This window comes from Kocuria oxytropis (assembly GCF_040981195.1).
Classification (GTDB): domain Bacteria; phylum Actinomycetota; class Actinomycetes; order Actinomycetales; family Micrococcaceae; genus Kocuria; species Kocuria oxytropis.
Window position 1 is genome coordinate 133697 of record NZ_JAVFXA010000011.1, and the last position, 26916, is coordinate 160612.

Annotated in this window: 13 protein-coding genes; all 13 read right to left on the bottom strand. The window is 67.9% G+C overall.

Features of this window, described 5'->3' with window-relative positions:
• Nucleotides 1-43: 43 nt before the first annotated feature.
• The 13 genes from QYM41_RS12600 to QYM41_RS12660 all read right to left on the bottom strand — a co-directional run bounded on the left by QYM41_RS12600 (nucleotide 44) and on the right by QYM41_RS12660 (nucleotide 26793).
• Nucleotides 44-2170: a DEAD/DEAH box helicase gene (locus QYM41_RS12600; protein WP_368800109.1), complete on the bottom strand. Its 2127-nt coding sequence runs from the start codon at nucleotides 2168-2170 to the stop codon at nucleotides 44-46.
• On the bottom strand, nucleotides 2170-3492 hold the full coding sequence (gene brxD / locus QYM41_RS12605; RefSeq protein ID WP_368800110.1) for a BREX system ATP-binding protein BrxD: 1323 nt from the start codon (nucleotides 3490-3492) through the stop codon (nucleotides 2170-2172). Before brxD ends, QYM41_RS12600 begins: the two co-directional genes overlap by 1 nt.
• Nucleotides 3489-6215 (bottom strand): BREX-2 system phosphatase PglZ, encoded by a 2727-nt coding sequence (pglZ, locus tag QYM41_RS12610; RefSeq protein ID WP_368800111.1) that lies wholly within the window; start codon nucleotides 6213-6215, stop codon nucleotides 3489-3491. The genes brxD and pglZ overlap by 4 nt, the downstream gene beginning before the upstream one ends.
• Nucleotides 6205-9927: a DUF6079 family protein gene (locus QYM41_RS12615; RefSeq protein WP_368800112.1), complete on the bottom strand. Its 3723-nt coding sequence runs from the start codon at nucleotides 9925-9927 to the stop codon at nucleotides 6205-6207. The genes pglZ and QYM41_RS12615 overlap by 11 nt, the downstream gene beginning before the upstream one ends.
• Before the next feature lie 52 nt (nucleotides 9928-9979).
• A complete protein-coding gene (pglX, locus tag QYM41_RS12620; protein WP_368800113.1) occupies nucleotides 9980-13519 on the bottom strand; it encodes a BREX-2 system adenine-specific DNA-methyltransferase PglX in 3540 nt (1179 codons plus the stop codon).
• Entirely contained in the window at nucleotides 13516-17745 is a 4230-nt protein-coding gene (gene pglW / locus QYM41_RS12625) for a BREX system serine/threonine kinase PglW (protein WP_368800114.1), read from the bottom strand. Before pglW ends, pglX begins: the two co-directional genes overlap by 4 nt.
• 1831 nt (nucleotides 17746-19576) lie before the next feature.
• The gene (locus QYM41_RS12630; protein WP_368800115.1) at nucleotides 19577-20215 is read right to left on the bottom strand and encodes a LysR family transcriptional regulator; all 639 of its coding nucleotides are present in this window, start codon (nucleotides 20213-20215) and stop codon (nucleotides 19577-19579) included.
• A 23-nt stretch (nucleotides 20216-20238) separates the two neighbouring features.
• Nucleotides 20239-21135 (bottom strand): MFS transporter, encoded by an 897-nt coding sequence (locus tag QYM41_RS12635; RefSeq protein ID WP_368800116.1) that lies wholly within the window; start codon nucleotides 21133-21135, stop codon nucleotides 20239-20241.
• A gap of 14 nt (nucleotides 21136-21149) precedes the next feature.
• Nucleotides 21150-21593 carry a hypothetical protein gene (locus QYM41_RS12640; protein ID WP_368800117.1) on the bottom strand — a complete coding sequence of 148 codons (444 nt, stop codon included), beginning with the start codon at nucleotides 21591-21593 and terminating at the stop codon, nucleotides 21150-21152.
• A gap of 12 nt (nucleotides 21594-21605) precedes the next feature.
• On the bottom strand, nucleotides 21606-22679 hold the full coding sequence (locus QYM41_RS12645) for an IS630 family transposase (protein ID WP_368800118.1): 1074 nt from the start codon (nucleotides 22677-22679) through the stop codon (nucleotides 21606-21608).
• A gap of 50 nt (nucleotides 22680-22729) precedes the next feature.
• Nucleotides 22730-22999, bottom strand: a complete 270-nt coding sequence (locus QYM41_RS12650) for a hypothetical protein (protein ID WP_368800119.1) — start codon at nucleotides 22997-22999, stop codon at nucleotides 22730-22732.
• 250 nt (nucleotides 23000-23249) lie between these two features.
• Nucleotides 23250-24407, bottom strand: coding sequence for an McrC family protein (locus QYM41_RS12655; protein ID WP_368800120.1), 1158 nt, complete (start codon nucleotides 24405-24407; stop codon nucleotides 23250-23252).
• The gene (locus QYM41_RS12660; RefSeq protein ID WP_368800121.1) at nucleotides 24391-26793 is read right to left on the bottom strand and encodes an McrB family protein; all 2403 of its coding nucleotides are present in this window, start codon (nucleotides 26791-26793) and stop codon (nucleotides 24391-24393) included. Before QYM41_RS12660 ends, QYM41_RS12655 begins: the two co-directional genes overlap by 17 nt.
• Nucleotides 26794-26916: the final 123 nt, after the last annotated feature.

The following is a 26916-nucleotide window of genomic DNA, read 5'->3' on the forward strand; positions in this document are numbered from 1 at the left end:
TTAGGGCGCTCAACGGCCACCCACTTGCTGTCTGCTCAGCTGATCAGTCGTCGACGATGCGGCCCCGTGCCAATGCCCTGGTTGTTCCGGGCCGGTCGGTCATCCGCTCGGCCACCGTCCGCAGCGACAGTTCTGGCGGCAACATCTCGAAGAACTTCAGCTGCCGGACCGCCTTCTCGTCGGTCTCGGGAACAGCCCCGGCAAGTTCCGGACCGAACTTCGCCTGGGCCGTTCGTAGCGCCGAGAACACCGAGCCGCCGGCTGCGTCGCTGCGCATGGCGATCTGGAAGTTGTCGAACGCGGTGGTGGTCTCGAACAGGTCCGGAGCCACATCGGAGAGCGCCGCGACCAGCACGGCGTTGGCCCTCGCGCCCGCCCAGGTCCACCAGCGCACCCGGCTGTCGTCCTGGCCGGTGACCACCGAGCCTGAACGGTCCACCCGATGGGCGTACTCCTCGCGGAGATCAGCGATCCTGTCCTGCGCCCGCCGGGTCAGCCGCACTCCGGCCGGATCGGTCCCCAGCAGCACCCGGCGCACAGCATCCGAGAGTGCGTAGGAGATGGGCTGCGGCATGCTCATCCAGCGGACGGCGCCGCCACTGTCGGATGGCTCCACAAAGGCCTTGCGCCGCTTCCAGTCGATGTACGTCACCCGCCAGGGCCGACCACCCAGAGTGATCAGCCGGGGCCCTTCGACCTTGCGCTGCAGCAGCATCGGATCGACGGCGCCGACCTCCTGCCGGCCGTGCAACACGGTGACCTGCGGATCGGCGGTGAACACCGCCATGAGGTCGCGGTAATGGATCTTGCCGTAGCGACGTTCGGCCTCGGGCCCGACGGACAGCATCCCGCCGTCCTCGTCGAGGTGTCCCTGCTGAAGGAGCCAGTCCTGGATCTCGGCCCACTCGTCCGGTGAGGCTAGATCGAGAGCGCCGAACCACTCGGGCCAGACGTTCCGCCCGACGTGGCGCTCCTGAAGAACGAGACCGAGCAGCTGCTGGGCGGCGACGTGCCGCGGCGAGGGCGGAGGAACGATCGGCTCGACGTAGCCCTCGGACCAGAGCAGCAACAGTCCGCAGGCGCGCAGGAACTCGGCGTCGTTGGTGCCCAGGAACAGCATGTTGCGTGACGTCTCGGCGCGTCGCCCCGTGCGGCCGAGTCGCTGCAGCACCGAAGCAACCGTGCCAGGGGCGCCGACCTGGATAACCCGGTCGAGGTCGCCCACGTCGATGCCCAACTCGAGCGTCGAAGTGGCGACGATGACGCAGTCCCGCCCTTCGGCGAAGGTTGCCTCGGCCCGGCGGCGGGCGTCGGCCGACAGCGACGAGTGGGAGACATGGGTTTCGACCTCCCGGTGGTGCAGGCCCAGCGCCAGGTCCTCCACGACCCGCCGGGAGTCGGCGAACACGAGTCGCTTCTCCCCACGGTGTAGGAGGGAGATGACCGTCGCGGCGTTGTCGGTGCTTCCAACGAAGTCGAGTTCCATGTCCGGGACCACGGTCGAGGCGACCTCCGGTGCCACGACCGTGGCCGCCCGGTCGGCGGCCCCGCCCTGGAGCCAGTGGAGCAGGTCCGGGGCATTGCCCACGGTTGCGGACAGGCCAACCCGCTGCAGAGGATGCCCCGCCAGGTGGCCGATGCGCTCCAGCACCCCCAGCAGGTGCCAGCCCCGGTCATCCCCCGCGAAGGCGTGGACCTCGTCGACGACGACGGCCCGCACATCGGCGAACAGCCGCCGCGGATCGCTGCTCGCAGATACCAGCATGGACTCCAGCGACTCCGGCGTGGTCAGCAGGATGTCCGGACGGTGCAGTGCCTGACGGCGCCTGGCGGACGCGCCGACGTCGCCGTGGCGAACGGCAGCCGTGCGGCCGAGCCAGGCCGTGTAGGTGGCGATCCGCGGCTCCAGGTTGTTGAGCAGCGCCCGCAGGGGGCAGACGTAGAGCACCGAGGTGCCCTGCCACTGCTCCTCGGACATCCGGGAAAGCAGCGGGAAGACGGCGGCCTCGGTCTTCCCGCCAGCGGTCGGGGCGAGTAGCAGGGCGTCGTCGCCGCGCAGCAGCGGCTCGACGGCCTGGTCCTGGAGCGGTCGTAGTGCCGGCCAACCCAGGGTGTTGACAATGTGGTGCTGGACCGCCGGGCTGAGCAGGTCGAATCCGCTGGGGCCCATCAGAGGTCGAGGCTGATGTCGTCAGCGGTCCGTGCACTGGCGTTCCGCTCCACGTCCGTCATGTCGTCGCGGGAGAGCGTCAGGGAGTAGTGCTGCCGGGGATCGAAGTCCGGGAACTGATCGACCCGGTCCAGTACGTCCCCCACGAGCTTCTTGAGGAACAGTCTCGGGGCGATGCCGACCCGTCCGCCGAGGCCGCCGGCGACTGCGGCGGAGAGCTCCGCCAGATAGGCGTCGTCGACGACGGAGCAGATCCGCTCGGCACCGGACGATCCCGCAGCGTAGAGGTCACGCACCCGGCCGCCGACCTCCACCAGCGAGTCCTGGCTGAAGCCGGGCAGGCGGATCTGCACCGCGCGCGGGTTGTCGAAGCGTGCGTCGGTCGTGAAGTCCGTGGCCAGCCGCTGCGCGAGCGGGGGGAGACGGGGCACCCCCGACGGACCCTCGAAGAACGCGGGCGTGCCGGTGAGGACGAGGTACAGACCGGGGAAGCGTCCGGCGTCGATCTCGTCCATGAGCTGACGCAGGGCGTTGAGCGCCTTATCGCGGACGTCGGCTCGCATGCGCTGCAGGGTCTCGACCTCGTCGAGCACCACGAGCAGTCCCGGGTGACCGGCATCCCGCAGGACGAGGAGCAAGCCCTGGAGAAAGGCCATGGCCCCGAAATGGTCGAGGTCTCCCTTCACGCCCGCGGCGCGCTTGGCGGCCGCGGCAACGTGCGGTTGCCCGCCGAGCCAGGCGGCCAGCCCGTCGGCCACGGCCGCCTCTCCGGAGGCGACGGCCGACCGGTATCCGCGCAGGGCCTGGGCGAAGGCCGGGGTCTTGGCGCTCACGGAGGCCAGTCGCTCGTCGAGCAGCTTGATCACGGCCGTTTCCAGTGCGGCGGCATCGGACGGATCCAACGCTGCATCCGCGGCCAGAGCGTCGTCCTCCAGGGTGAACAGCCAGGAGTCCAGCACGGAGCGGAAGGCCGACGGCGGGACGGAAGCGGTGCGCAAGGACTCGGTGATCCGCCGGTAGACGGTCTCGAGCTTGTGCAGCGGCGTCTCGGTCTCCGAGATCTGCACCTCGGCGGCGGCAAAGCCACGTCGCAGGGCCGACTCGGAGAGATGCCGGGCGAAGAAGGTCTTGCCCGTCCCGTACTCGCCGCGCACGGCCTTCACCACGGGCCCTCCGCCGGCGACGACGTCGAGCTCCTCGCCCAGCGCGCTCTGGAACCGATCCAGGCCCACGGCGAGCTGATCGAGCCCGTTGGCGGGCACGGTGCCACGGCGCAGGGCGTCGACGATCTCCTGGCGCCGACGGGGCGAGACGGTGCTCATACGGCGACTCCGAACTGCTGGGCGAGAAGTGGGGCGTCCAGCACGAGCATGCCACCGTCCATGCGCACCACGCGGTAGCCCTCGACGTTGAGCAGCTTCTGCACCTGTCCCACCGCGAACTGGACTCGCTGCTGGGGAATCCGCAGGAGGGAGGCCACCGCCGGGGCCGCGATCCGGTGGCCGTCGGCGCCCAGCAGGGCATCCAGCAGCCCCGCGACCACGGTGTCGGACAGGCTCACCCGTCCCGAGATCTTCCGCTGGTCGGCGTAACGCTCGGTCCCCACCACCGCCTCGCCCACACGTTGCGGAGAAGACGGCTCGAACAGGTCGAACTCCCCTTGCCCCGACGTCTCGGGCGCCGGCTCGGGAGCTGCCGGCGGAGTCCCCGCCGGGGCAAGGTTCCACCAGACCGGTTGCTGGGACGGAGCACTCGCCCAGTCGGCGACGCGGATCTCATCACCGACGACGGTGGCGGTCGGGGTCAGCACGACGACCGGAACGACGACCTCGGCCGGGGAACCGCCGCCGTGGTATCCGGCCTTGAGCGTCGAGTACCGCAGGTGCTCGTCGACGACCAGCACCGCGGTGCCGTCGTGCGAGAGAACGCGCGGCCCGCTGACGAGGATCTCGCCCTCCCGGGCCGGCTCCTCGGCCGCCCGGGAGCGGGCGCTCGAGACCGCGGTGGCCGGGAGCTTGGTCCCCGCTCGCCGTTCGACGACGTGCCCGTGGTCGGCGGTGAGGATCACCGTCCGCCCGGCGGCATGAGCCGCGGCGAGCAGCGGGCGGAGGTGCTTGACGAGCTCCTCGTTCCACACCGTCCCGGCCGGATCGCTGCGGTCGAGGGCGTCGTCGATGGTGTTGAGCACGCATCCGACCAGGCGGTGCCGAGACACGTCGGCCATGGCGTCCGCGACGTCGGGGGCGAGCTGGAAGCCGGCGCGGCGGGTGTCCAAAGGAGCCTTGTGGAACAGCTTCCCGGAGTGGTGGCCCGCCGCGCGGGCAGTCTCGCTGAAACCAGCTCGTTCCTCGGACTGGCCGCCGGTGACCGGGCGGCCGCTGAAGAAGGACGTCCTGCTGTGCTCGGTCAGGCTGGGCAGCACGGCAAGCGCGGAGGCGCGGCGAGTGGTGCCGGCCGGGACGAGCTCCGTCCACTGCGCTCCGCCCTGCAGGACGCTGTCCAGCACCTGGGTCGCCGCACCCGTGCTCATGCCGTCGAGCAGCAGCACGAGCGTGGGTTCTTCGCGCGCGATCGGGGCAATGACCTCATGCGCCAGCTCCTCGATCCGCCAGACCGTGCCGTCGCCCTGTGCAGCTCCGCGCAGGGGCCGGCCCGTGGCGGTGCCCTCGTCCGCCAGGGCGCGGGCGAACTCCCGGTCGTGGCCGCGACGCAGCTCCAGCGCCCGGCCGACGACTGCTTCGAGCCCCACCGCCAGGTCCGGAGCGTCCACGCCGCGGGCGGCGGTGTTGACGGCGGCATCCACCCAGGCGTCGTCGGCGCTCTGGCGGCGCGTCAGCGACACCAGATCTGCGGACTCACCCGCCTCGGTCAGATGGGCGATCCAGCGTGTGATCCGCACTCCCGCCTCGGCAGGAGCCCGCCGTGGATCCGGACGGCCTCCGGTGCCGCGCGCCAGGGGGTGCTGGTCGATGACCTGCCAAGCGGACTCCACGCCCTGGGCCCCGTTCGCGAGCGCCCGGCCGAGCACGTCGTAGGCGGCGTCGAGCGACGAGGGCAGGAGCCCGGAGCGCCGGGCGACCGCCGGTGCGGAGACCTCGATGAGCACGCGGTCGGTGCGCCCGAGAATGCCCTCACCGGCCTCCCGGGTGGTGGTGCGTTCCAGGAGTTCCTGGACCGTGACCTCGCACAGGGTGCCGAGCCCCTCGGCCTCCTCGGAGCGGAGATCCAGTCCGCTCCAGAGCCGCTCGGTGAGTCGAACGGCGGCCGTCTGCGCCTCCTCCCGCAGGTCGCGCGACGCGTAGCGGAGCACATGGAGCGCGAGACCGGCGGGGAGGATCTCGCCGAGCCGTCCGCGTTCGAGCAGGTGCAGGACCGGACGACGGGCCGGACCGGCCTGGTCCGCCAGCCAGCCGAGAACCGCATCGGTCAGAGCATCACCCGTCCGCGCACGCAGCGTGGAGACGGCCGACACCGCCTCGGGCCGCGTGGTCCACTGGAGGATTCCCGGCGCGTCGGCGCCCAGCGGCAGACCGAGGTACTTCACGGCCACCGAGGCGAACACGTGCTCCCTCGTGAGCACGCCGCCCGGCGCCGTGGGCCAGCCGTCGTCGGGCGTGATGGCGACGAGCTGGGACGGCAGGTCGGACTGCCTGCCCTCGGCGAGCAGCGCCCGCTGGAGGGTGCGGGCCCCGAACACCTGCATCGCCGCTTCCCACGGATCCGGGGTCAGGAGCCGGTGGTCGACCAAGCGGGCGAGAGTGCCGGGACCGAGGTCGTCCTCGGGTCGGTCGGTGAGGACAACCAGCCACCCGGTTCCGTCCCAGCGGTGCAAGGCGTCCCAGATCGCCAGGGTGGATGGGCAGGCTTCCACCTGGATCCGGTGCCCGGCCGGTGAGGGCCGGGCCACCGTGACATCCGGGTCGGGGACCGCGCGGATACCGAGGACGCCGCCGTTATGGTGACGGCCGGTGCCCTCGACCCGGGCGACGACGGCGGCCACGGCCGCGCCCGTCACGGCCGGAGCCGCGAGCACGTCAGCCACCATCGACGAACCTCCAGCGCAACTCGATCCTGCGACCCTCCGCGTTGCGCTGGTCGAGCTCCTCCTGCAACTGCTGCAGGGAGTTGCTGCCCCAGGTCACCGTGCGGGCGTGCCACGCGATGTCAGGAGGATTGGGGTGGGGCGAGTCCGTGTCCGGTCCTTCGGGACGAACGCCCCACGGGCGCATGGCCCAGTCCCAAGCGGCCTTCTTCGCGACCGCGAGCGCTCCGACCAGCGACTGCTCGTACTCGTGGGCCGTCAACGCCGTGCCGAGAGCGTCGAGGACCTTCGCGGCGGCCTCGCCACGCTCGGTGTAGTCGTTGCGGGCCTGCAGAAGGGCCTCGAGCGGCTCCCACTCGACGGCGCGGAGAGCCTGGGTCACTCCTGCGGCCTTGTCGAGGGAGACCGAGGCCATCGCGTCGGTTCCGGGCAGGTCGGCGGCGGCGAGGTGCCGGACCAGGGGCACCCCGGACAGCTCCCGAAGGGTCCGCACCAGCGTGGCGGCGGCCCGGGCCATGTCGAGCCGGGCTCCCTGGCGCAGGCCGAGCTTCCCGTAGGCCTGCTCCAGCGCGGTGACGAGGTCCTGCGCCGGGGCGGCGAGCGCGGCGGCCTTGTCCGTGACGTGCTGGCTCAGACGGTTGACGGCCGAGGCGGTGAGGTACGGCTGGTCTCCCACGCCGAAGAGCTTCGAGGCCCGGTTCCGGGCGAGGTCCCACTCCTCCGGCTCGGGCATCTCCTGCGGGCGCAACTCCCAGGTCCCCTGGATCTTCCCGGGGACCACTTGCTCCCTCATCGGCACGTTGTAGGCGAACCAGGCACGTTGCCGCAGCGCCGCCCACGCGATGATCACCGTGTCGGCAACCTCGTCGCGCAGTCCGCGTGCCGGCTCGGCGCGCTCGAGGATGCCGCGCAACTGCTGGACGGTCACGGGCTCGTTCCCCTGCAGGCCCTGCTCCACCATGCCGCGGGCGATGAGGCGCGGCCAGTCGCCGAAGCGGTCCTCGCCGAAGAGGAAGTGGGTCTCCGTCGCCTGGCCCACGTTCAGCGCATTAGCGACCCGGCGGACCGCGACGTGATCGCCCTCCAGCGGCACTCGGTGGTCAGGGTGCGCCACGGCCCGCTCGACGTGGCGCAGGACGTGCTGCAGCTGCGGCACCCGGACCTCCTGATCCGCCGGCTCGAACTCCGGGTGCCCCGGATAGCTGGCGTCGAAGGCGTCGGAGACCAGCCGCTCGAAGGCGACCTTCATCGGCCGGTCGGTGGCCAGTTCTGGGGTGAACCCGCGATCGAGGGACCAGAGCACCTGGTTCGCCGCCCCTTCCTGGAGGGTCCCACCCTGGGCGGTGATCACCCCGTAGGCCTGGGCGACGGCCTTGTGCAGAGTGTCGTGCAGGGTCCGGCGCTGGCCGTGGAGGATCTCCTTGGCCACGCTGCGGTCGGTCTCGCTGAGGTGCTGGGAGTACTGGTTCCACCGATCCCCGCTGCCGGTGAGCAGCCAGTCGAGGACCACGAGGCGGCGCAGCTCCTTGAGCTTCTCCTGGGAGAGGAACCGCGGCAGCCACAGCACGGTCTGGCTGGCGACATTGCGGGCCAGGAGGCTGTCGATCCGTTCGACGTCCTCCCGGTAGGAGTGGCCTTCCTCGTCAAACGGGTGGTCGATGACGAAGCGCCAGGTGCCGGCGGTAGCGCGCAGCCGGTCCTCGGGCAGGTCGCCGGCGTCGCGGACGTTGCCGAAGACGATCTCGATCTCGCGGCGGGACCCCCGCCACACAACCGTGTGCCGGTGGGCGCCGGTCATGTCCGTGTCCTCGCCGAGGTCCAGTTCGAGGTTGTCCTGGAGGAGCCGACGGAGCATGTTGCGCTGGCGGCCGGCGTTGTCCTCGACCCGGGCCTTCTCCACGATCGACTCGTAGTCGACGTCGGAGAGCTGGACGCGGACCACGGGGTCCTGGTGGTCGTCGTCCACGTGGATCTCGGGCACGCGGCTGGCCCAGGTGCGCACCTTGGCACCGACGACCCGGGCCTCGCCACCGGGCAGGGGCGAGACGATCGAGCCGTGGTTGAGCGAGGCCAGGCGGGTGGTGGTGAGCCGGCTGAGCGCGGGCACCTTCGTGGCGACGGCGGACAGCAGCAGCGTCTTGGCCAGCCGCTCGTCCGCCAGGTAGGCCGGGGGCAGGCTGCTGCGGTCCTCGAGGTCCTGCGGGGAGAGGTTGTTGGCCTCCAGCAGGACCGGCCGCAGTTTCTCCTCGTAGAGCTGGGCGGCGGACCGGAAGAGGGCCGCGGCCTGGGGGTCCAGCACGGCGTTGCTCTTGCCGGTGACGATGTGGTCGAACGCGTCGCCGACGGGGATCACCTCGTCGATGGTCATGGTGTCCTGACGCTCTACGAGCATCTGCTGCATGACCTTCAGCGCCGTGCGGTCGCGCTGCATGACCCCCGACAGGGACCGCAGCGTGGAGACCAGGGCCGGGGAGAACGGGTAGGTCATCCGGAAAGACTTCTCGTCGGCCCCGCGGTGCTGCTCGTCGGTGTTCACGCCGTCGAGCAGCACCGTCCAGACGTCGGGCGTGCGGTCGAGGCGGTCGAAAGCGGCCTCCACGGCGGCGCGGGCGGCGTCGTCCTTGGGCTGGAGCAGTCGCTTGCTGGCGACGTAGGGCAGGTTGTCGTCGCCCAGAGTGATGGTCGCGAACCGGCCTTCCTGGTGCCGGAAGGCCTGGTCCAGGGCCGTCTGCTGGCTGCCGCTGGCCCCGGAGTCGGCGAACCACTGGCTGAGATCCATCTGGCGGGCGATGAAGGAGATCAGCGGGACTGGGAGCCGGCCGTAGGCGCCCTCCACGAGCTTGGTGATCTTCTGCGACTCCCGCCGGAAGAAGTCGGGGCTGTGCATGGCGAAAGCCAGCCACAGGACGAGCTCGTCCAGGAACAGCACGACCGCGTCGTAGCCGAGGCCCTTGGCGTGCTCGGACATCGCCCGCAGCCCCTCGTCCAGGTCCACGTAGGTGCCCTGCCGCGTGTAGGACCGGAAGTAGGCGTCGGTGAGTGCGGTCACCAGCTCCTGGCGTTCCGTACTGTGCGGTCCGGCCGCCCGTGCGGCGTCGTACCGGGCGCGGTCCCAGCCGTCCCCGCCGAGCACCATGCCCCACTCGTCGTCCGCCGGAGCGTCGCCGCCGAGCCCGGCGAAGAACGCCGCGTCCCCCATGGACGCGCGCAGCCCTTCCGCGTCGCGCAGGAGGTCGTCGGTCCGGTAGAACGCCGGCAGCGGAGCTTTCGGGTGCAGCGTGCGGACCTGCTCGACGTACCCGTCGAACAGTGCCTCCTCCATGGACGAGGCGTCGAGGAAGTGGAAGGCCAGCGGGAGGATGTTCTTCTCCCGCAGGGCGTCGTCGTGGCGGACGACGACGCCCTGCAGCTCCTCGATGGCCCGCGCCTCCGGGCGGTGCCGCAGCAGGGCGTGGAGCACGGCCATGAAGTGGGACTTACCGGAGCCGAAGGACCCGGCCAGGAAGGCGCCGCGGTTCTTCCGCTCCCGGATCCCGCTGGACACCAGATCCAGCGCCTGGTCGAAGGCGTCCGCCAGCGCGGGTGTGACCACGTAGTCGTGGATCGCCTGGGCGGCGCCGTCGTCGTCGACCGTGCTGGTGAGGCGCAGGACGTAGTCCTCCGCCCCGGCGCGGCGGGGGATGTCGAAGACGTCCTTGAGGAGGGGGGAGGTCACGCGCTGATCCTTCCATCCGGATCCGTCGGGAACAGAGTGCACAGTACGGCGGTCATGAGGCCTTCTTCCGGCCACGGGTCGCCTTCGGCGGACGCCAGGCGACGAGGTCGTCCAGTGCGACGGCGAGCCGCGCCCGCCGCTGCTCGACCTCCTGCGCCGCGAAGTCGCCGAGGCTCACTCCGTAGGCGGGGTCGAGCTCCGCGTGCCACTGCTGCACCCACGGCAGGAGCTCGTGCAGACCGGCCAGCACGGGGACGAGCCGGTCGTCCTCGGCGCCGTCGGCAATCATCCGGTCCATGTGCGAGGCCAGGGCGAGGAACTGCTCGGCGTGGTTCCAGCCAGCCCAGCCCAGCAGCATCGACCGGTCAGTGGACAGCTCCGCCCCGGGGTAGACGATGAAGCGCTCCTTGGGCACGTCCAGCTTGCCACGGTGCGACCAGTAGGACTGCTTGCGGAAGTCCGCGGTCGTGTACTTGGGGGGCACGGGAATCTGCCCCACGTCCTCGCCCGCGTCCTCACGCCGCTGGAGGTCCCACGTGGTCTTCCATGCCTCCCACTTGCGCAGGGCCGGTTCTTTCAATCGCCACGCCGCGAGGTAGGGCACCGCCTCGTCGGTCAGCAGCTTGGTCAGCGTGGCCACGAGGTCCACGTCCCGCTGTCCCGCCCACAGCTCAAGGACGGACACGAAGTCCTGGTCACGGCCCAGCGCATCGGCCAGCTGACCGACGCTGCGCACCGATGGACGCCCCTGCCGGTCGAACCAGTGGTTCCGCGACTCGATACGATCGAGGAGCCAGCCGCGCAGAGCTAGTTTTTCCCGCTTTTCCCAAGCTTCCACTGACCATGGCCGTTTGAAGTCAGGACGCTCCAGCCAGCGAATCATTGGATTCGAATTGATCATTTCGAGCCGACGAGTGACTACATTCTCATATTCGTTCGAGTCGCCACGGTCGAGCTGATCAACTTCGGCGAAATCTGTGAACCATCGAGTAACGTACCCATGATCCCTAACTCGATGACGCAGCACTTCTTCGAAGGGCCTACCGCCCACACGGACGCATTGGGGGCGACCATAATAGTTCAGATCCTCGCCAACCAGGCCAAAGGCCCTGTAATAGAACCAGTCCAACTCTTCCTGAAGGAAGACCATCCGCGCACGAATTTCCCTTTCGTGCTCTCGCGCCCCGTCCAGGAGAGCACGGGAAGGAACGCCTGTACGAGCCACAGCTTCCGGAGAATGTTTTGCCAACTCGGCCGCGCAAGCGTCGAGCCCCCTTGGTATTTCAATGTCGAGCCGGTCAGGAAGAGGAAAGCCCTTAAGTACGGTCCCCGTAAACTCATAAAAATCTCGCCACTTTTCATCTTTCGAACTGCCACCTCCCGGCCCGCCCTTGTTGTGGCTGTTCTGCTTGAGCCAGAAGCAGGCCACCGACGAGTTGAGGACGCCGAGCAGCGCCAGGTGTTCCTCCTCCGTCGCCCCCTGGGGCAGCTTGATCACCGGCGCAGACTGCTTGAACACCTTTCCGCCGCGATCGAGCACGAAGTGGTTGTGCGTCGCTACAAATGCGAACGTGAGAGATAGCGGTACGTCATAACGCCTCTTGATCCATCGATACCACCCCCACCATGGCTTTCCCGCCGAAGCCTGCGTCACTCCACCGAAGTCAGTAACGCCTCCGAGGACGGCGCGCATAGGCCATTGCCGCTTATACCATTTAGCGTTCGGATCCAGATCTACAAGTTCATGGCGGTGATCGTATGGGACGAATGACCACAAGCCCTCTCGCTCACCCCAGTCCCGAACAATGTCCCCCGTTACTACTGGACGAACAAATCCTGGCTCCTCGACGGAACGCTTCAGTTCGATTTCCGCACCAAAAAAAGCTTCATCCGCACCAGGAAAGCTGGCAAATCCAATGTCTCCTGCAATTCGAGACTGCAAGCGGTCAACGGCCGACACCTCGATCTTGCTCATTACCGCTGGCACGGCGCCGCCCTGCAGGTTCCACGGATGAATTGCCAGCCCGTCACGCTGGAGATCCACGACCGAAATCCACTCGTCCTCATGCCCTGGCTCATCGACATGAGCGGAGAGGGAGGACCACACCAGCCCGCGGGAAGCATTGGCGGGACGGCCGGGCTCGCCTCGAATGCCGAGCACCGCACGGACGGTTCCAGATCGGGGCCGGTCATTGCGCCCCACCAGGATGACGGTCGGTGTGCCATGTCCGGGGATGTAGGCGCCCGACGTGTCGATGACCGATCGGAGGTCGAGCTGGGAGAGGAAATCCTCGATGACCTTCGTCCCGAACTCCCGCTTCATGAAGGAGTTCGACGTGATCTGGCCGGTCCAGCCCGCAGGCTGGACCGAGGAACCGCGTTTGGCGAGCTCGAAGAACCGTTCCATGAAGGGCACCGTCATGGCGTACTTGCCCTTGCAGGTGCGGTACAGCTCCCGGTAGCGCTCGTTGAGCGTCTTGTCCTTGACCGTGATGTACGGCGGATTTCCTACGACCGCGTCGTACTGTCCTGGCGCCAGGATCTTCTTGAGCGCCTGCTGGTCCTCCGTGGCGTAGGCGAAGAGGTCAGCTCCCGTGCCGTCGGAGAAGCCTTCGAGCATGTCCGGGGCCTTGCCGTGGATGAGGGAGTCACCGGTCTCCACGTGGATGTCGAACGAATCTGCGGTGTCCAATGACCGTTCGCCGCAGGCTTGCAGCGCCGCAATGGTGAGGCGGAAGCGTGCGACGGCCACGGCGAAGGCGTTGATGTCCACGCCGTAGACCGACTCCAGGGCCTTCTGCACGCGCTCCCGCGCGCCCATGCTCGGCGCCTTCTGCGCCCATAGGTCGTTGAATCGGGCGAAGGCGCCCAGCAGGAAGTGACCCGATCCGCACGTGGGGTCGATGAGCTTGAACCCCTCGAGCGGGCGCTCCTCGAGTGCCGGCGTGAGCGTCTGGTCGAGGACGAATTCCTCGACGAACTCCGGCGTCTGAAGGAGGGCGAACGTCTCCCGGGCGTGCTCGGAGAGGTCCTGGTACAGGTCGCCCAGGAACCGGGTGGACAGCTCCGGATCGGCCAGGTCGTGGACGACTGCGCCGTCGTCGTCGGGCCGCCGCCAGAACGCGATGATGCGGGTCGCCATCTGCCCCGAGGGACTGATCAGACGCAGGCCGGCGTGGTCGTCGACGAGCCCGGCGGTCGAGGGGTGGCTGCGCAGGTGCTCGAAGGACTCCTCGAGCCACTCTCGGTCGGTCAGCTCGGGGTGCTCGCGGAAGAACGCCTGCTGGGCCTCGACGGCGTGGTGCCGCCGCTCCCCCGGTCCGGTGAACCAGGTCGGGGCCACCAGTTCATTGTCCTCGGCGAAGCGGACGAAGACCGTGGTGAGGACCCAGGAGACCGCTGCCTGCACGATGCGGTCGTCCCGCCACGTGGTCCACGCCATGGCGGTGCGCCGGGCGCGCATCGCCTGGCGGTGCTCCTCGTGCCAGTCCCGGCTTCGTTCGGGGTCCGCCTCCAGCCGGGCACGGAGGTCGTCCTCGACCTCCAGGACCAGCTTTTGCAGGTCGGCGGTCAGCTGGGGGGTGGCGGTCATGCGTGGGCTCCTCGGGGATCACCGGGTTCGAGCAGTTGGGCCGCCCGGGGGTCGATCCACACGGAATCGACGGGGATGAACTGCTGGGGGGAGGTCTGCACGGACTCACCGTCGACCATGGCACCGACATGGGACGCGAACTGCGGCACGAGCACCCACACTGCGCGTTCCCTGCGCTCGGTCAGGTCACTGAGCCGGCGCAGGACCGCGCCGTGGCCGTAGCGGACCAGCGGCGAGGTCTCGGTGAGGACGACCGGCCCCGGGCGGTCGGCGTCGTTCATGGCCTCGTGCAACCGGTCGATGACCGCGGGAATGGCCCGGTCCACCACGACCTGCAGGCCCTTGCGTGGCCGGGCGGTCTGCGGCTGGGCGTCGGCCGCCACGAGCGAGGTCCAGGGTGGGACTTCGCCCTCGTCTGCCATCCGGTGCAGTTCGTCCAGGAGCAGGCTGGTGACGTCCAGGACCTGGCCCCCGAACTGGTCCTGCAGGATCCGCTGGAGCTTGTCCATGCGGTCCGGGCGGGTGCCGAGCACGAGGTAGGAGCGGCGGTCGATGCTGTCCTTGAGCCGCTGCGTCAGCGCACCGGCGCTGAGGTCCTCCGCGGTGTCCGCCACATAGGTGGGCACCTGGGTGTAGAGGCCTGTCGTGTCACCGCGCACCGTCGGGCTGACATAGGCCTTGCGCGTCTCGTCGAAGATCAGCTCCACGCCGGCGTCCCGGAGCACGGAGTCCAGGCCCGGGCGGTTCGGCAGGGATCCGAACGACGGGAAGCGGGTCCGCACCCGGTCGTGGATCTCCTTCGGCGTGTGCAGTTCCCGGACCCCCATCCCGCCGAGCACGAGTGCGACGGCGCGGTGGGCGGGCAGGTCGCGGGCGTACAGCTCGCCGATGCTGGTGGCCGCCGCTGCTGCCGACAGCTGCGCGGCCAGGCGCACGGGGCGGAGTCCGTCCCACAGCGCCGGAGGGTCGTCGTCCTGCCAGTGCTTCTGGAGCCCTTCCAGGACGCGCTCCGCCGGGACGAGATCGTCCTCGGCGGCCAGGCGGCGGACGAGGGCGTCGGCTTCGGCGCCGAGGGAGTCCGCCCGGTCCAGCAGCCGGGTGTCGCGGGCAATCGCCAGGACGCGCTTCTCACGGCGCCTGATCTCCAGGGGCTGGGCGTCCTGCTCGCCGCGCAGCTGGGCGCGGCGCCGGTCGACGACGATCCGCAGCAGGCCGTGGGCGAGCCGGCGTGCTTCCGCAGGCTTCTCGGACCCCACCGAGGAGGCGGCCCGGATGGCGTCGGCCAGCTCCTCCGGCGTGGCGACCTGGCCGAGTTCGTCGAGGCGGGCGTCGACCACGCGCTCCAGCGCCCGCAGCAGCCGCAGGCTGTCGTCGTGCTTCGCCCAGGTGTCCTGGAGACGGTCGAGGAGCAGGCTGGTCCCAGCCGAGGTGATGGGCTTGGCCATGGACCCGCCGAGCTCAGCCTGCGTCGCGAAGGCGTCGAGAGAGCCCGTCCGGCCGAGGACCAGGTCGACGGCCTCGACACCGCTCGTGGTGCGGGTGCTGGTGAGCACCCCCCGGAGCAGGTCCGCAGTGTGCGTAAGGGTCGGGAGTCCGGACCGGTCCGTGTCCAGGACGACCTGCTCGCCGAAGCGGCGCCGCCAGGCGTTCGCACGGCCCTTGACCTCCCGGCGGGTCGGCTCCGCCACGCCCGACAGGTGGTTCAGCCGGACGGCGTCGACCGCCAGCAAGTCCCCGACGGTCGTCACGCGGAAGGGTTCGAGGGCCGAAAGGCCCCGGGCGGACAGGCCCGCCTCCGTGAGCGGCGTGTCCAGCTCCGCCTGCTCGGCGAGCTCGTCGGCGTCCTCGGGGGCCGTGGTGGGCTGGCCGGTGAACACCCGTTGCCACGCCGCACGCATGTCCTGGACGGTGTCGAACCGGTCCTCGATGCTGCGAGCCAGTGCGCGGCGGAAGAACTCCCCGAGCGGCTCCTCCACCGACGGGTCGAGCTCCCCGGGCCGGATGGTGACGTCGTCGTCGACCACGGTGGGTGCCGCGTACGGATCGTCGCCGTAGTACGGCGTCCGCCCGGTCGCCATCTCGAAGAGGACGACGGCGACGGCGTAGCGCTCCGCCGCGGAGTCGAACTGCGGACGGTCCTTCCCCAGGAACGGGTCCAGGTACGGCGCGGTGCCGATCTCCAGATTGCCGGGGTCGGCCCGGGAGGCGGAGAAGTCGAAGAGCACGAGGTGCTTGGACTTGTTGCTGTCGGCGCGCACCCCGAGGTTGGACGGCTTGATGTCGCGGTGGACGATCCCCGCCTTGTCCAGGAGTTCGACGGCCTGGAGCAGGTCGTTGCCGAAGCGTTCGGTGAGGTCCAGGGAGAGACGGCCCCGGCGCTCGCGGAGCAGCTCCGTGAGGGTCTGCGGGCCAGCGGACTCCAGAAGGAGGGCCTGGCGGCCGTCGACGTCGATCGGTCCTTCCACACGGGCGACCAGGCGCGGGGAGCGCGGCAGATCGGCCATGACTTGGGCCTCATCCTCCAGGCGGGCGGCCGCCTTGTCGTCGAGCGCCAGCTTGAGCACGCGGACCACCGGCTCCTCGCCGGACCTCTCCTCGACCTGCATGCCGACGGCGGTCGAGCCCTTGCCCAGGCGCCGCTGCACGACGAACCGGCCGCCGGCCAGGACGGTGCCCGCGGTGGCCTCCAGCGGATCGTCCACGACGGTCTCGTCGACGTCGGGTCGTTCCAGCTGGTCCAGGAAGTCCCGGACGGCCGGCGTCCGGTCGCTGGGCCGAGGCCGGGTGGCGCTGCGCACCGCATCACGGATGTTGGATCCCAGCTGCGGGACCAGGGCCGCGGCGTCCAGACCGCCTTGCTCGCGGAGTTTCTCGGCGAGGTCGAGAGGGCTCTCGGCCGGGGACCGGCCGGTAAGGATGTAGAAGGCGAGCGCTCCGAGGGAGAACACGTCAAGTCCCATGCGATCGGTGGACGGTCCGATCCAGCGGCCTTCCGGTGCGCGGTACACATCGGCCCGTGAACCGTCGTCGTCCGTTCCTCCGAACACGGTGGCCTCGGAACGGACGAGGCTGGTCACGCCGGTCTCCGCGGCGTCGGCGGAGGCCGAGCCGGCGGTCTGCCAGTCGCTGAGCTTCACCGAGAGCCTGTTCCGCTCGCGCTTGACCCACACCGCCTGCGGCCAGAGACCGCGGTGGACCACGGCATTGCGGTGGGCGTAGTCGAGCGTCTCGGCGGCCTGCCGGATGATCTCGAGCTGGTCCTCGAGCGTTGCGCCATTGACCTGGTCGGCCATCCAGAGGTCCAGCCGCTGGTAGTCCTTGTCGTAGTCGTAGACGAGGCCCACGCCCATGTCGGTCTCGAGCAGGTCCACCGGGCGCATGAGGCCGTCGTGGGAGAGCCTGCTCATGAGGCGGAACTCGTGTTCGGCCAGCTGGCGCCGGCGGCGAACGTCCTCCTTCGACGCGCCCTCGGGCGTGAGGTGGATGCGGATCCGTGCCTGGCGGTCCTGGACGGCGGAGTGGCTCGCGGCGAGATCGAGCCAGTCGGGTCCTTGGCCGAGGACCTCGCTGGCGTGCAGGGTCCACGAGCCGTACTGCCGCTCGCGGCGCTGCACGCCGACGCGCTCGATCAGCTCGGCGAGGATCTCCTCCTGGTTCCTGCCGATCGGCGTGCCGTTGTGCGGCTCTTCCAGGATGAGACTGGAGATTCCGCGAAGCCCGGAGACGTTCTCGGTGGCGTCGAGGCCCCACAGATTCTGCTTCGATTCCTCGCTCAGGTCGACACGGACGTGCGGGTGGTGGAGGAACACTTCCGCCTTCACGTAGGGCACGATCTGGCGCATGAATGCACGGTGATCGACGCCCTTCTTGGCTGCCCAGTCAGCGAACTCGTCCTTGAGCCGGGAGGCGAAGACCCGGGCCTTCTTCTGCGCCAGCATGAGCGGAGAATCTTCGGAGCGACTCCGGTCGCCGTTGTCGCGGCGCCACCGGGTGTCCGTGCCGGTGATGGTCCCGCTGTAGTACTTCAGCTCGACGATGTGCAGGGTGTTGCGCGTGAGGATCATGGCGTCGACCTCGTGCCAGCGACCCAGGGAGTCGCGGAACTCGAAGTTGGTCCATGCACGGTAGGGCATCTCGTCCGGGAGCCGCTCCCGGAGGTAGGCCAGACCCTGGGCCTCGTGCTCGAACTCCGACGGGCTGACTTCGGTCCACCTCTCGTCAGCCAACGCCGTTCCTCCCAATTCTTCGATCAACCTTATGGTGCAACATTAACAATAACACAATGTAACCCAGTAATCTTAACAGGAATACCCACGCACACGAAGGAGGCCCAACGGATTTACGCGCACGCCGAACCCTGCCGCCCAAACCAGGTGTCGCTTGGTTACTTGAATGCTGAAATTAAATTAACTCTCACCTGGGAAGATCCAAGCAGCTTTTCGCCACTGCCCGAGCATGGACGTGAGTGCATTCATACGGAACGCGGAAAATACTTGGATATCAAAATGTGCCACACATTTATCATCCCTTGATCGCTTTCGACTAGACGCACTCGCCGACGTGTCACTGCAGTTATCAACTTGATTCCGTACAAACTCAGACGTAATGGAGAAATACCATACTACCCTGAGACCTTAAGTACCCAAGGTTAGCCTTCATGGACGTCAACACCTTCCTTGGCTCTCCGCCATTCCAAAAAGTCTTGCTTTGACACCTCCATTAGCTTTCCACACCTGACGTGAATTCCATAAAACGCATCAGGCTTGCGGATGATGCACCGAAATTCCTCACCACAGTCAGTGCAACAAACGATTGGCCTTGCCCCAGTACCCCCCGACCCATACCGATCAACAACTTGACCAACCACCTTGGAAAGCCGTCCAGTCACCACCTGCTTCCCGGATCCGAGATCTCGACGACTTTGGGTACCACACGCCGTGCATGTAAGGACGGGATTGTCTTCCCTACTCCGCGTCGTGACGTTTATATCAACGCCGCAGGTGGGGCATCTGGCACTAACATCCTTGGACAACCGCTCGTTTGGACCGTCGGATATCCGTCTCGAGGGAGAATTCACTCGTGACACTTCCCCGCCTAGCACACGGGTAAATATTTTATTGTCCGAATCTCTGTGTGCATTATATCCGGCGCCACAATTATTGCATTCCACTCGAGCAGTGTCTCCGGCGTTCATGCCCATACTGAAATCCACTTCGTGCATGCAATGGGGGCATGGGGCCGATGCTGGAACTCGGACAGGGGATCTACCTTCGAGTCGGCTGCGCACTGCCTCCAATTTGTCCTTAACCTCATGTGCGCTTTTCCCGCGCTCAAGTTGGCGACTAAGATTTTCAAGCTCGCTTACAGTCTCCGAGAGCTCGGCCGTTTCAATCTTATTGCCGACAATGTTTTGCAATGTAGTTACTTGATTATAGATCGTCGTGGCTTGCTGAGAAACCAGTTCAAATCCGGTATGCGGCGACATTACTTTGTCATGGAAAAGCTCAGCGGTTCTATGCACCGAACCAGCCGCTTGCCCAATGCTTCGACTTACGTGCGAGATTTGGCCCGCCACGTGGTTAATTGCATCCCGCTGTGATATGGCCGTACCAATAGACCAAGATATCAACGCTCCGCCAAGCGCTGAACTGAAACCCCCTGCTATCGCGAGGATCAATTGACTATTATGGAACGCAGCCAACATTCCACCAACAGCCAACATAAAAATCCCGGCTATAAGTTCTACCCATTTGGATGGCTCAAATTTCATGTCGCACCCTCCTTCCGGTTGACGGTACACGAGCACGTGGCCTACACTGTGGGTTGTGCGCGTGTCGCGGCTGAAAAACCTCGCCCGAGGCGTGTCACACTAACTAGGACATGCCGTCAATCTCCAAGATCGACGAGCCCTCGCCACTTACGTGACGAGGGCTTTTGCATTTCTACACGGTGCCTTGGAGTCGCTGGCGTTCCTTCGGATGACCCGGATGCATCTCCAGCTGCAGAGCCGATGGATTCGCGCCTGGGGTTGACAGAGTCGCGTACCCGTGCCGCACGTCATGAATGGTCGGAGCCAGCGATTCCTGCCCGCAGATTACGGTGCATCGTCGCGACTATGGGTGTAGATGAGCGACGCGTCCTTGGCTGGGTAGCGGTTTGAGACCTTGCGATGATGGCGTTTGCTACACAAGGATGCCAACGGGTGCGGTAGAGCTCCACCGACTCCAGGGTGGGGTCCTCATGCAGGTTGTAGGAGACCGCCACGTCGATCTCCCCGGCCCGCAGCCGCTTGAGCAGCAGGTCCTCGGGCTCGGCGAAGGCCCGGAAGTGGACGTCGGGGTGGGTGCGGGTGAAGGCGTCCATCATGGCCGGCAGGAAGGTCGGGGCGACGGAGCTGGAGCACCCGACCGAAAGCGTGCCGCACAGCCGCTCCGGGTGCACGGCCCCTTCGAGCTCCTCGGCCTGGTGCAGCAGGGTTGTGGCCTGCTCGAGGACCTCCTGACCGGCCTCGGTGAGCACGATCCCCTGGGCCTTGCGGCGGATGACGAGCTCGGCTTCGAGGGCCTTCTTCAGCTCCCCGAGCGCGGTGGCCATGGCCGAGCGGGAGACCATCTCCTGCGCGGCGGCGGCACTGATGCTGCCGGTCCGTGCGATCGCCCGGAAGTACTCGAGCTGCCGCAGGGTGAACCGTGCCATCAGTGCCGCCTCGCGCCGGGGGATCAGGTCAGCTCTACGGTACGGGTCTCCGGCATCCGCAGGGTGACGGCCGCGGTGACCAGGCAGGCCGCGATCAGGGCGGCGACGAACACCGCGTGCATCCCCTGGGAGGACAGCCAGGTGTTCAGGTAGGGGGCGCTGCCGCCGAAGACCGCCGAGGCGCCACCGTAGGTGAAGCCCACCACCGTGGCCCGCACCCGGGTGGGGACGAGCTCGGTGAAGATCGCCCCCAGCGGGGCGCAGGCCGCAGCCAGCAGCACCGAAGCGATGCCCATGCTCGCGAACAGGCTGACCGGTCCGGAACCGAGCATCCACTCCAGCGGGAACGCCAGGACGGCGAAGCCCAGGGTGAAGACGAAGACCAGGGGCTTCCGGCCCCACCGGTCGGCCAGCCGGCCCATGACCGGGATCATGGCCAGGAACACGCCCTGCGCCAGCAGACCGGCCACCAGGGAGTGCTGGGCGTCCATGCCGTGCACGGCCACCGCATAGGAGGGGGCGAAGATGAACCAGGTGCAGAACACCACCACGCCGCTCATCGACAGGGCCGAGATGTGCAGCACCGCCCGCTTCTCGCTCCACAGGGTGCGCCACACCGACGGACGGGCGACGACGACGTCGTCGGCCGCTGCCGCCTCGACGCTGCTCTCGAACACGTGGGACTCCGCCATCCGGAACCGGATGAGCAGCCCGTAGAGGCCCAGCAGGGCGCCGGCCACGAAGGGGATCCGCCAGCCGAAGGAGGCCATCTGCTCGTCGCTGAACAGCGTGGTCAGCAGCACCTCGAGGCCGGTGGCGGCCAGCGCCCCGGACGGGCCCGCACCGGGTGGTGCCGGCGAGACCGTGGAAACGGCGGAGCACAGCCTCGCCAGACGGTGGGGTGTCGGACCACCGCCCATCGACGGTGTCTGATTCAGGGCTCCTGGGAACCGGCCTGCACCCCTGGGAAGATCGACCCGCCCGTGTCCGGCAGGTATTCCTCTTTCATCATCTGGTCGCCGAAGACATTGGAAGTCTCGTAATACTTGTCCGGGTCGGTGAAGTGGGAGTTGTAGGCGGCATAGAGCCCTGGGACCAATGCGACCGCCTTGCCGTCGTCGGTCATGGACTCCATCGTGGTGGCCACGGAGTCGTCGATCGAGGACAGATCCACCACGACCGGGTACCCCGGGAATTGCTCCTTCAGCGCGGTCGCAAGCGCGGAGTCCGGGTCCTCGGCTGCCGGAGGGATCGGACTGGTCGGCTCCTGTTCGGACTTCTCCACCCCGGAGAAGAACGACCCGCCGGAATTGGGAAGGTATTCCGCGTGCATCATCGCGTCACCGAAGACGACCCCAGCTTCGTAGTAACTGTCCATGTTGGGGATGTTCTAGTGGCCCGTCTTTGAAGTGGTTGGTCGGTTGGCTTTCTTCAGGATCTCGGTGCTGGTCTTGGTCCATACGAAGGGGTGGCAGCGGTCGTTCCAGCCGGTGACGAAGGCCCGGATCCGCTTGTTCAGCTCGGCTACGGAGGCGACATCGGCTCGGTGCAGGGCCTGGCGCTCGATGATGCCGAACCACACCTCCACGAGGTTCAGCCAGGAGGCCGAGGTGGGGGTGAAGTGCACCTGGAACCGGGGGTTCTCGGCCAGCCACGCCTTCACCTCGGGGGTCTTGTGCACGGCGTAGTTGTCCATCACCAGGTGCAGTTCCTGGTCCGGGTAGGCCCGAGCCACCTGTTTGAGGAAGGCCAGGAACTCCTGGCGCCGGTGCCGCGGCTTGCACGCGGCCGTCACGTGGCCGGTGGCGATCTCCAGCGCCGCGAACAGCGTCGAGGTCCCGTGCCGGACGTAGTCATGAGTCCGGGCCGCCGGCTTCCCCGGCTGCATCGGCAGCGACGGGGAGGTGCGTTCCAGCGCTTGGATCTGAGACTTCTCGTCCACGCACAGCACCACCGCGTTCTCCGGTGGGGCCAGGTAGAGCCCGACGACGTCGACGACCTTGGCCACCAGTTCGGGGTCGGTGGAGAACTTGAAGGTTCCCTCCCGCCACGGGGCCACCCCGTACTCGTGCCAGGCCTTCGCGACCGTGCTGTGGTCGATCCCCAACCGGGACGCCAGCAGCCGGGAGGACCAGTGCGTGACCCCGAGCTTCTTCGGCGGCGGCCGCAGGGTCGCGGCCACGATCGCCCGGTGGTCGATCCGCCTCGGACGTCCCGACCGGTCGTGGTCGGCCAGCCCGGCGATGCCGGCTTCGGCGTAACGGGCCCGCCAGGCGATGACCGTGGTGCGGGTGGCCCCGACCTTCTGCGCGATCTCGGTGTTGGAGACCCCCTCGGCGGCCAACAGCACGATCCGCGCCCGTTGCGCCAGCCCCGCCCGCACCGAGGTGGAGTGCACCAGCCGTGTCAGCTTCTCCCGATCGCCTTCCCGCAACAACAACGGGGCCGCAGGATGATTTGCCATAACCCATGATCCCACCCCATCAAGCGTTCAAGCAGTTCGCCGACGGGTCACTAGTTGTACGTGGCATATACGCCAGGGAGCAGCGCCACAACCTGCTCGCCGACGTTGTAGCTCTCCTTCACGAACTCGAAATCGCTGTCAATGGTGGAGGCATCAATCAGCAACGGATATCCCGGGAAGCGCTGTTTTAGCTGGATGGCAAGGTCCCCGTTGGGGTCGATGTCCTCTGTGACGCCGGTGACCGTAGGGGTGGGCGACTCCACGGATGCTGACACAGCAGGCGGTGCGCTGGTGGAGGATGATGCCGTGGACGCTGACATGTCAGCTGAGGATGACCCCTCACCATCTGAAGAAGCACCGCACCCGGCAAGCAGTAGCAGAGCCGCGGGCCACAAGAACAGGGAACGTGAGGACATATGAATACCCGCCTGGAAGATTGAGCTGAAGAGCCGCACGGAGACCCATGGGGAACACGGCGGTCTTGATCGTAGCCAAGATGGGCTTTGACTTCCCGTCGACGGCTGACCGACATCAACCTGCCCGGGCAAGCCATCCCTGGCATTGCCACCGTCACCCGATCCTTACGTCCCGCAGTTGCCGCAACACCTTCTGCGGCGACACCGACAGATCGAGGTGCCGCAGATGCAGTCGCTTGCCCGCGTGCCGCACCTCGTGGATGAGAGGCACCTGGGGCCCCTGCGCATAGATCAATGTGGCCTCCGGCAGTCCCGTCGCGGTGGCGTAGGCCAGCAGCTGGTACAGGTCAGCCTCATGGCCGAGTCCGGCGTCGCGCTTGTACTTCACGTCTCCCACGAAGCGCCACCGCCCGTCGATCCGCACGCCCAGGTCCGGGGCGAGGGGAACGAGCCCGCTCTCGGCCAGGGACAGCCCCTTGCCCTTCCAGTTCTCGGGGAACTCGGCGAGTGACAGTCCGGCGGCCTCGCGCAGGGCTGTGCGCACAAATTTCTCGAAGACGTCGTGCAGTTGCAGCGTGAAGCCAACCGTGCTCACGGAGCCGCCGGTGACGTCGGCCATGAAGCTCTCGAGGACCACCCTCGCCAGCCCGAGCACCTGACGGTAGTGCTCGTTCTGCCGGGTCCAGGTGATCATGTCCAGCGCCGCCAGCGGGTCCCGCAGTGGCTGGACGTGTTCGAGGACCCGCCACAGGCGGTCGATTCCGCTCGCGAGCGCCGGGTCCGTCAGCCGGCCACGCCGCAGGACCGCCAGGGCCTCGCGAAGAATGCGGTTCTCGGGGATGTCGTCGTCGTGTACCTGGAAGCGGGAGGCGATCGGGAGGGGCGCCGGCCGCCGCGCTTGGACGTTCCAGCGCACGCGCCCCTTGACCATCGGCAGGTCGGCCTCGACCGTCCGGTAGGACCGCAGTAGCCCGCGCTGCAGCGTCCGCCGGCAGGCCTCGACGAAAAGCGCCGCCATGCCGTCCTCGAGGTCGTCGACCCCGGCGATGGCCGACCACACCTCCTCCCACCGGAACGGGTCCGCCGCATATGCCGTCATGAAGAGCACCCGATCGATCGGGATCTTAGGTCGCACCACGATCGGGGCACCGCCGACGCTCACGCTGCCGACCACCCCGCCCGGCCGCACACTCACCTCATCGCTGGTGCCGGCGGCTCTAATCTCGGCCTGGAAGCAGTCCTCCAGCACCCGCCGCTGCGCGGAGGTCACCGTCAGCGGCCCGGAGGGCTCCCACTCAGTCAGCTGCAGCATCGCCCGCCGTCTGCGTGACGGCCGCCTTGAGCGTCTCGAACTCCAGGTCGATGAGGATGTCCGGGCGGCTGTAGAAGACCTCCCGCAGCGTCGGCATGACCGTGTTCTCCCACGCCCGCCGCGCCCAGGTCTCGTCCATCCCCTCGCCCATGAAGTGGCTGGGCCCCACATACTGGTCCCGGTCTTTGATGATGTCGTTCGCCCGGGCGAGGAGGTCGGCGAGCCAGCCAAGCTCCGCGTCCTTGGTCTGGAGGTGCTGCCGGAGCATCCCGTCCACCGGCACCTCGCCCGGGCGCAGGTCGCGGACGTAGAAACGGCGGCGCAGTGCGGAGTCCAGGGCCGTGATGGAGCGGTCGGCGGTGTTCATGGTGCCGATGAGGAACAGGTTCTCCGGCAGGCCGAAGACGTCGCCATAGGTGAGTGTGACCTCGTGCTCACGGTACTCCAGCAGGTAGTACAGCTCCCCGAACACCGCCGGGACGTTGCCGCGGTTGATCTCGTCGACGAGCAGCACGTAGGTGTTGTCCGGATGCTCACCCGCCTCCCGCGCCACCCGCAGCAGCGGACCGTCCACCACCGTGAACGACGTCGGGTTCTCCGGGTCCGGGCGCAGACCCTGCACGAAGTCCTCATAGCTGGTCCCCGGGTGGAACTGCGTGACGGTGACCCGCGCGGGATCCCCGGCAAGGAACTCCGCGAGCTTCCGGCCGATGTAGGTCTTCCCCGTGCCCGGTGGACCCTGGATGATGAGCTGGCGCTTGTGCTTCAACAGATCCACGGTCTCCTCGAGCCAGGCCATCCCTTGGTTGTCCATGGACAGGGACGTCGCCAGGTCCTCGAGGGAGGCGAGCGACGACGACACCTCCGCGGTCCGAGCCGCTGTCGGCGCAGTGATGGCCGAGGCCGCAGTAGGGGCGATCGCTTTCGACGTCAGCGGGACCGCCTTGCCGGCGCGCCAGCCCTCGAAGGCCCGCCATTCAGAGTCGTCCCAGCCGTCCGGACGGGACGTCCGCACGAGGAGGTCAGCGAGGACCGCGGCGTCGAGGCGAGTTCCCCACGGCTCCTCCACGTTCCCCAGGGCACGACGGACGATGTCCAGGCACTCGAGGAACATGTCATACTTCTCCCCCGCCGCAGCCGTCTGGTGGGGCGCGTAGGTGTCCGTGAGCCGCGTCGTGATCGAGGTGGCCGCACCCGGCCACAGTGGGAAGTCCTCGGCGCCCTGCGCCATGAGCAGGGTGGAGGCCACCGTGAGCGGGGTCGTCTCCATCGGCAGAGCTTCCGAAGGGATGCGCCCCAGGAACTGATCGACGGCCTCGGCCCCGCGGTACTCGGTGAAAGCGGTCACGGCGTGGCGGGCGTCGTCATCGTTGTCCCGGGCCCACGTGAGAAACGACTGGGCGCTTTCGTCATCGGCGAGCGCCGCCCGCAACGGCGCGATGACGTCTTCATGCTGCTTCGCCGCACTCACGGCCTCGCCCGCGTGCTGCGCGCGTTGGAGCCACTGTCCTCGCGGTCCCTCCATGGCGTCGAGGAAGCGCCGCGCCCAGGAGACGTAGGCGGTCAGCTTGGGGCTCTGCTTCTGCCACTGCTCCCGATACGGGGTGCGGTAGAAGTCGACGCAACCCCGCTCGCCGTACCAAGCGTTCGGCTCCAGGCGCCGCGCAACTTCGTCCACGGGCAGCTCTCCGCTCAGCCGACCCGCGAAGGCCTTGCTGACGGCCTGCCGGTCGTCCCGGCTCACGATCTTCGGGGCCCGGTCGGGGAAGAGCAAATGCTCCAGGGCATAACGCTGGGTCCAGACGGACTGCTCGTCGAGGCCCTCCAGGAGCTGCTGGAAGGTGTCCCAGTTCGTGAGAGTTGCCTCGCGCTCCGAGCGGGGCCGAGCCTTGACGGCCTCAACGAACCGGATGAGGTACGCGAGCATCTTCCAGCGGTAGGTGTTGTAGGCGGTGCCCGGGTTGGCCACGCCGCCTGCCAAAGCTGGGAAGAGGTCGGCCGGAAATGCGGAGGTGCCGGACGCCCTGAAGCCCAGCACCGACCGGACGTGCTGACGCTTGGTCTCCGGCTTCACGGCCCCCGTGGTGACGATGAGGTAGTAGACGAACATCAGCTCCGCCGCCAGTTGGACCGCCGCCGGGCTGACCCCTTCCAGCTGTTGTTCCAGCTTTTCGTAGAAGGTTCCCGCTCCGACATCCGGTTGCAGGACGAAAGCCTCCACAAGTTCTTGCGCCGCCGCGGCCCCGTCCAACGGCTCGCCGCTGAACAGACTGTGGTCATCGATGAGAGCCTCGTCCCGCCACCGATCCGCCGCCCGGTACATCGGCTGCGCAGAAGGGAGAACTACCCTAGATCGGCCGGTCGTCACGTCATCGCTGTCACCCATGGGAACCATTCTGCAGAGCCAAGATTCGACGCTGGCAGCGGCCCGCCGAGAGACTAGACGGTATGTAGTGACCGCCCGGGTGCGCTGGGGGGTTGCGGGCCGGGGCCTCACTCACTGATCTTC

Coding starts and splice junctions, on each gene's coding strand:
- QYM41_RS12600 (WP_368800109.1), bottom strand. CDS start 2,170: ATGGGCCCCAGCGGATTCGACCTGCTCAGCCCGGCGGTCCAGCACCAC.
- brxD (WP_368800110.1), bottom strand. CDS start 3,492: ATGAGCACCGTCTCGCCCCGTCGGCGCCAGGAGATCGTCGACGCCCTG.
- pglZ (WP_368800111.1), bottom strand. CDS start 6,215: ATGGTGGCTGACGTGCTCGCGGCTCCGGCCGTGACGGGCGCGGCCGTG.
- pglX (WP_368800113.1), bottom strand. CDS start 13,519: ATGACCGCCACCCCCCAGCTGACCGCCGACCTGCAAAAGCTGGTCCTG.
- QYM41_RS12630 (WP_368800115.1), bottom strand. CDS start 20,215: ATGGCACGGTTCACCCTGCGGCAGCTCGAGTACTTCCGGGCGATCGCA.
- QYM41_RS12635 (WP_368800116.1), bottom strand. CDS start 21,135: ATGGGCGGTGGTCCGACACCCCACCGTCTGGCGAGGCTGTGCTCCGCC.
- QYM41_RS12640 (WP_368800117.1), bottom strand. CDS start 21,593: ATGGACAGTTACTACGAAGCTGGGGTCGTCTTCGGTGACGCGATGATG.
- QYM41_RS12645 (WP_368800118.1), bottom strand. CDS start 22,679: ATGGCAAATCATCCTGCGGCCCCGTTGTTGTTGCGGGAAGGCGATCGG.
- QYM41_RS12650 (WP_368800119.1), bottom strand. CDS start 22,999: ATGTCAGCGTCCACGGCATCATCCTCCACCAGCGCACCGCCTGCTGTG.
- QYM41_RS12655 (WP_368800120.1), bottom strand. CDS start 24,407: ATGCTGCAGCTGACTGAGTGGGAGCCCTCCGGGCCGCTGACGGTGACC.
- QYM41_RS12660 (WP_368800121.1), bottom strand. CDS start 26,793: ATGGGTGACAGCGATGACGTGACGACCGGCCGATCTAGGGTAGTTCTC.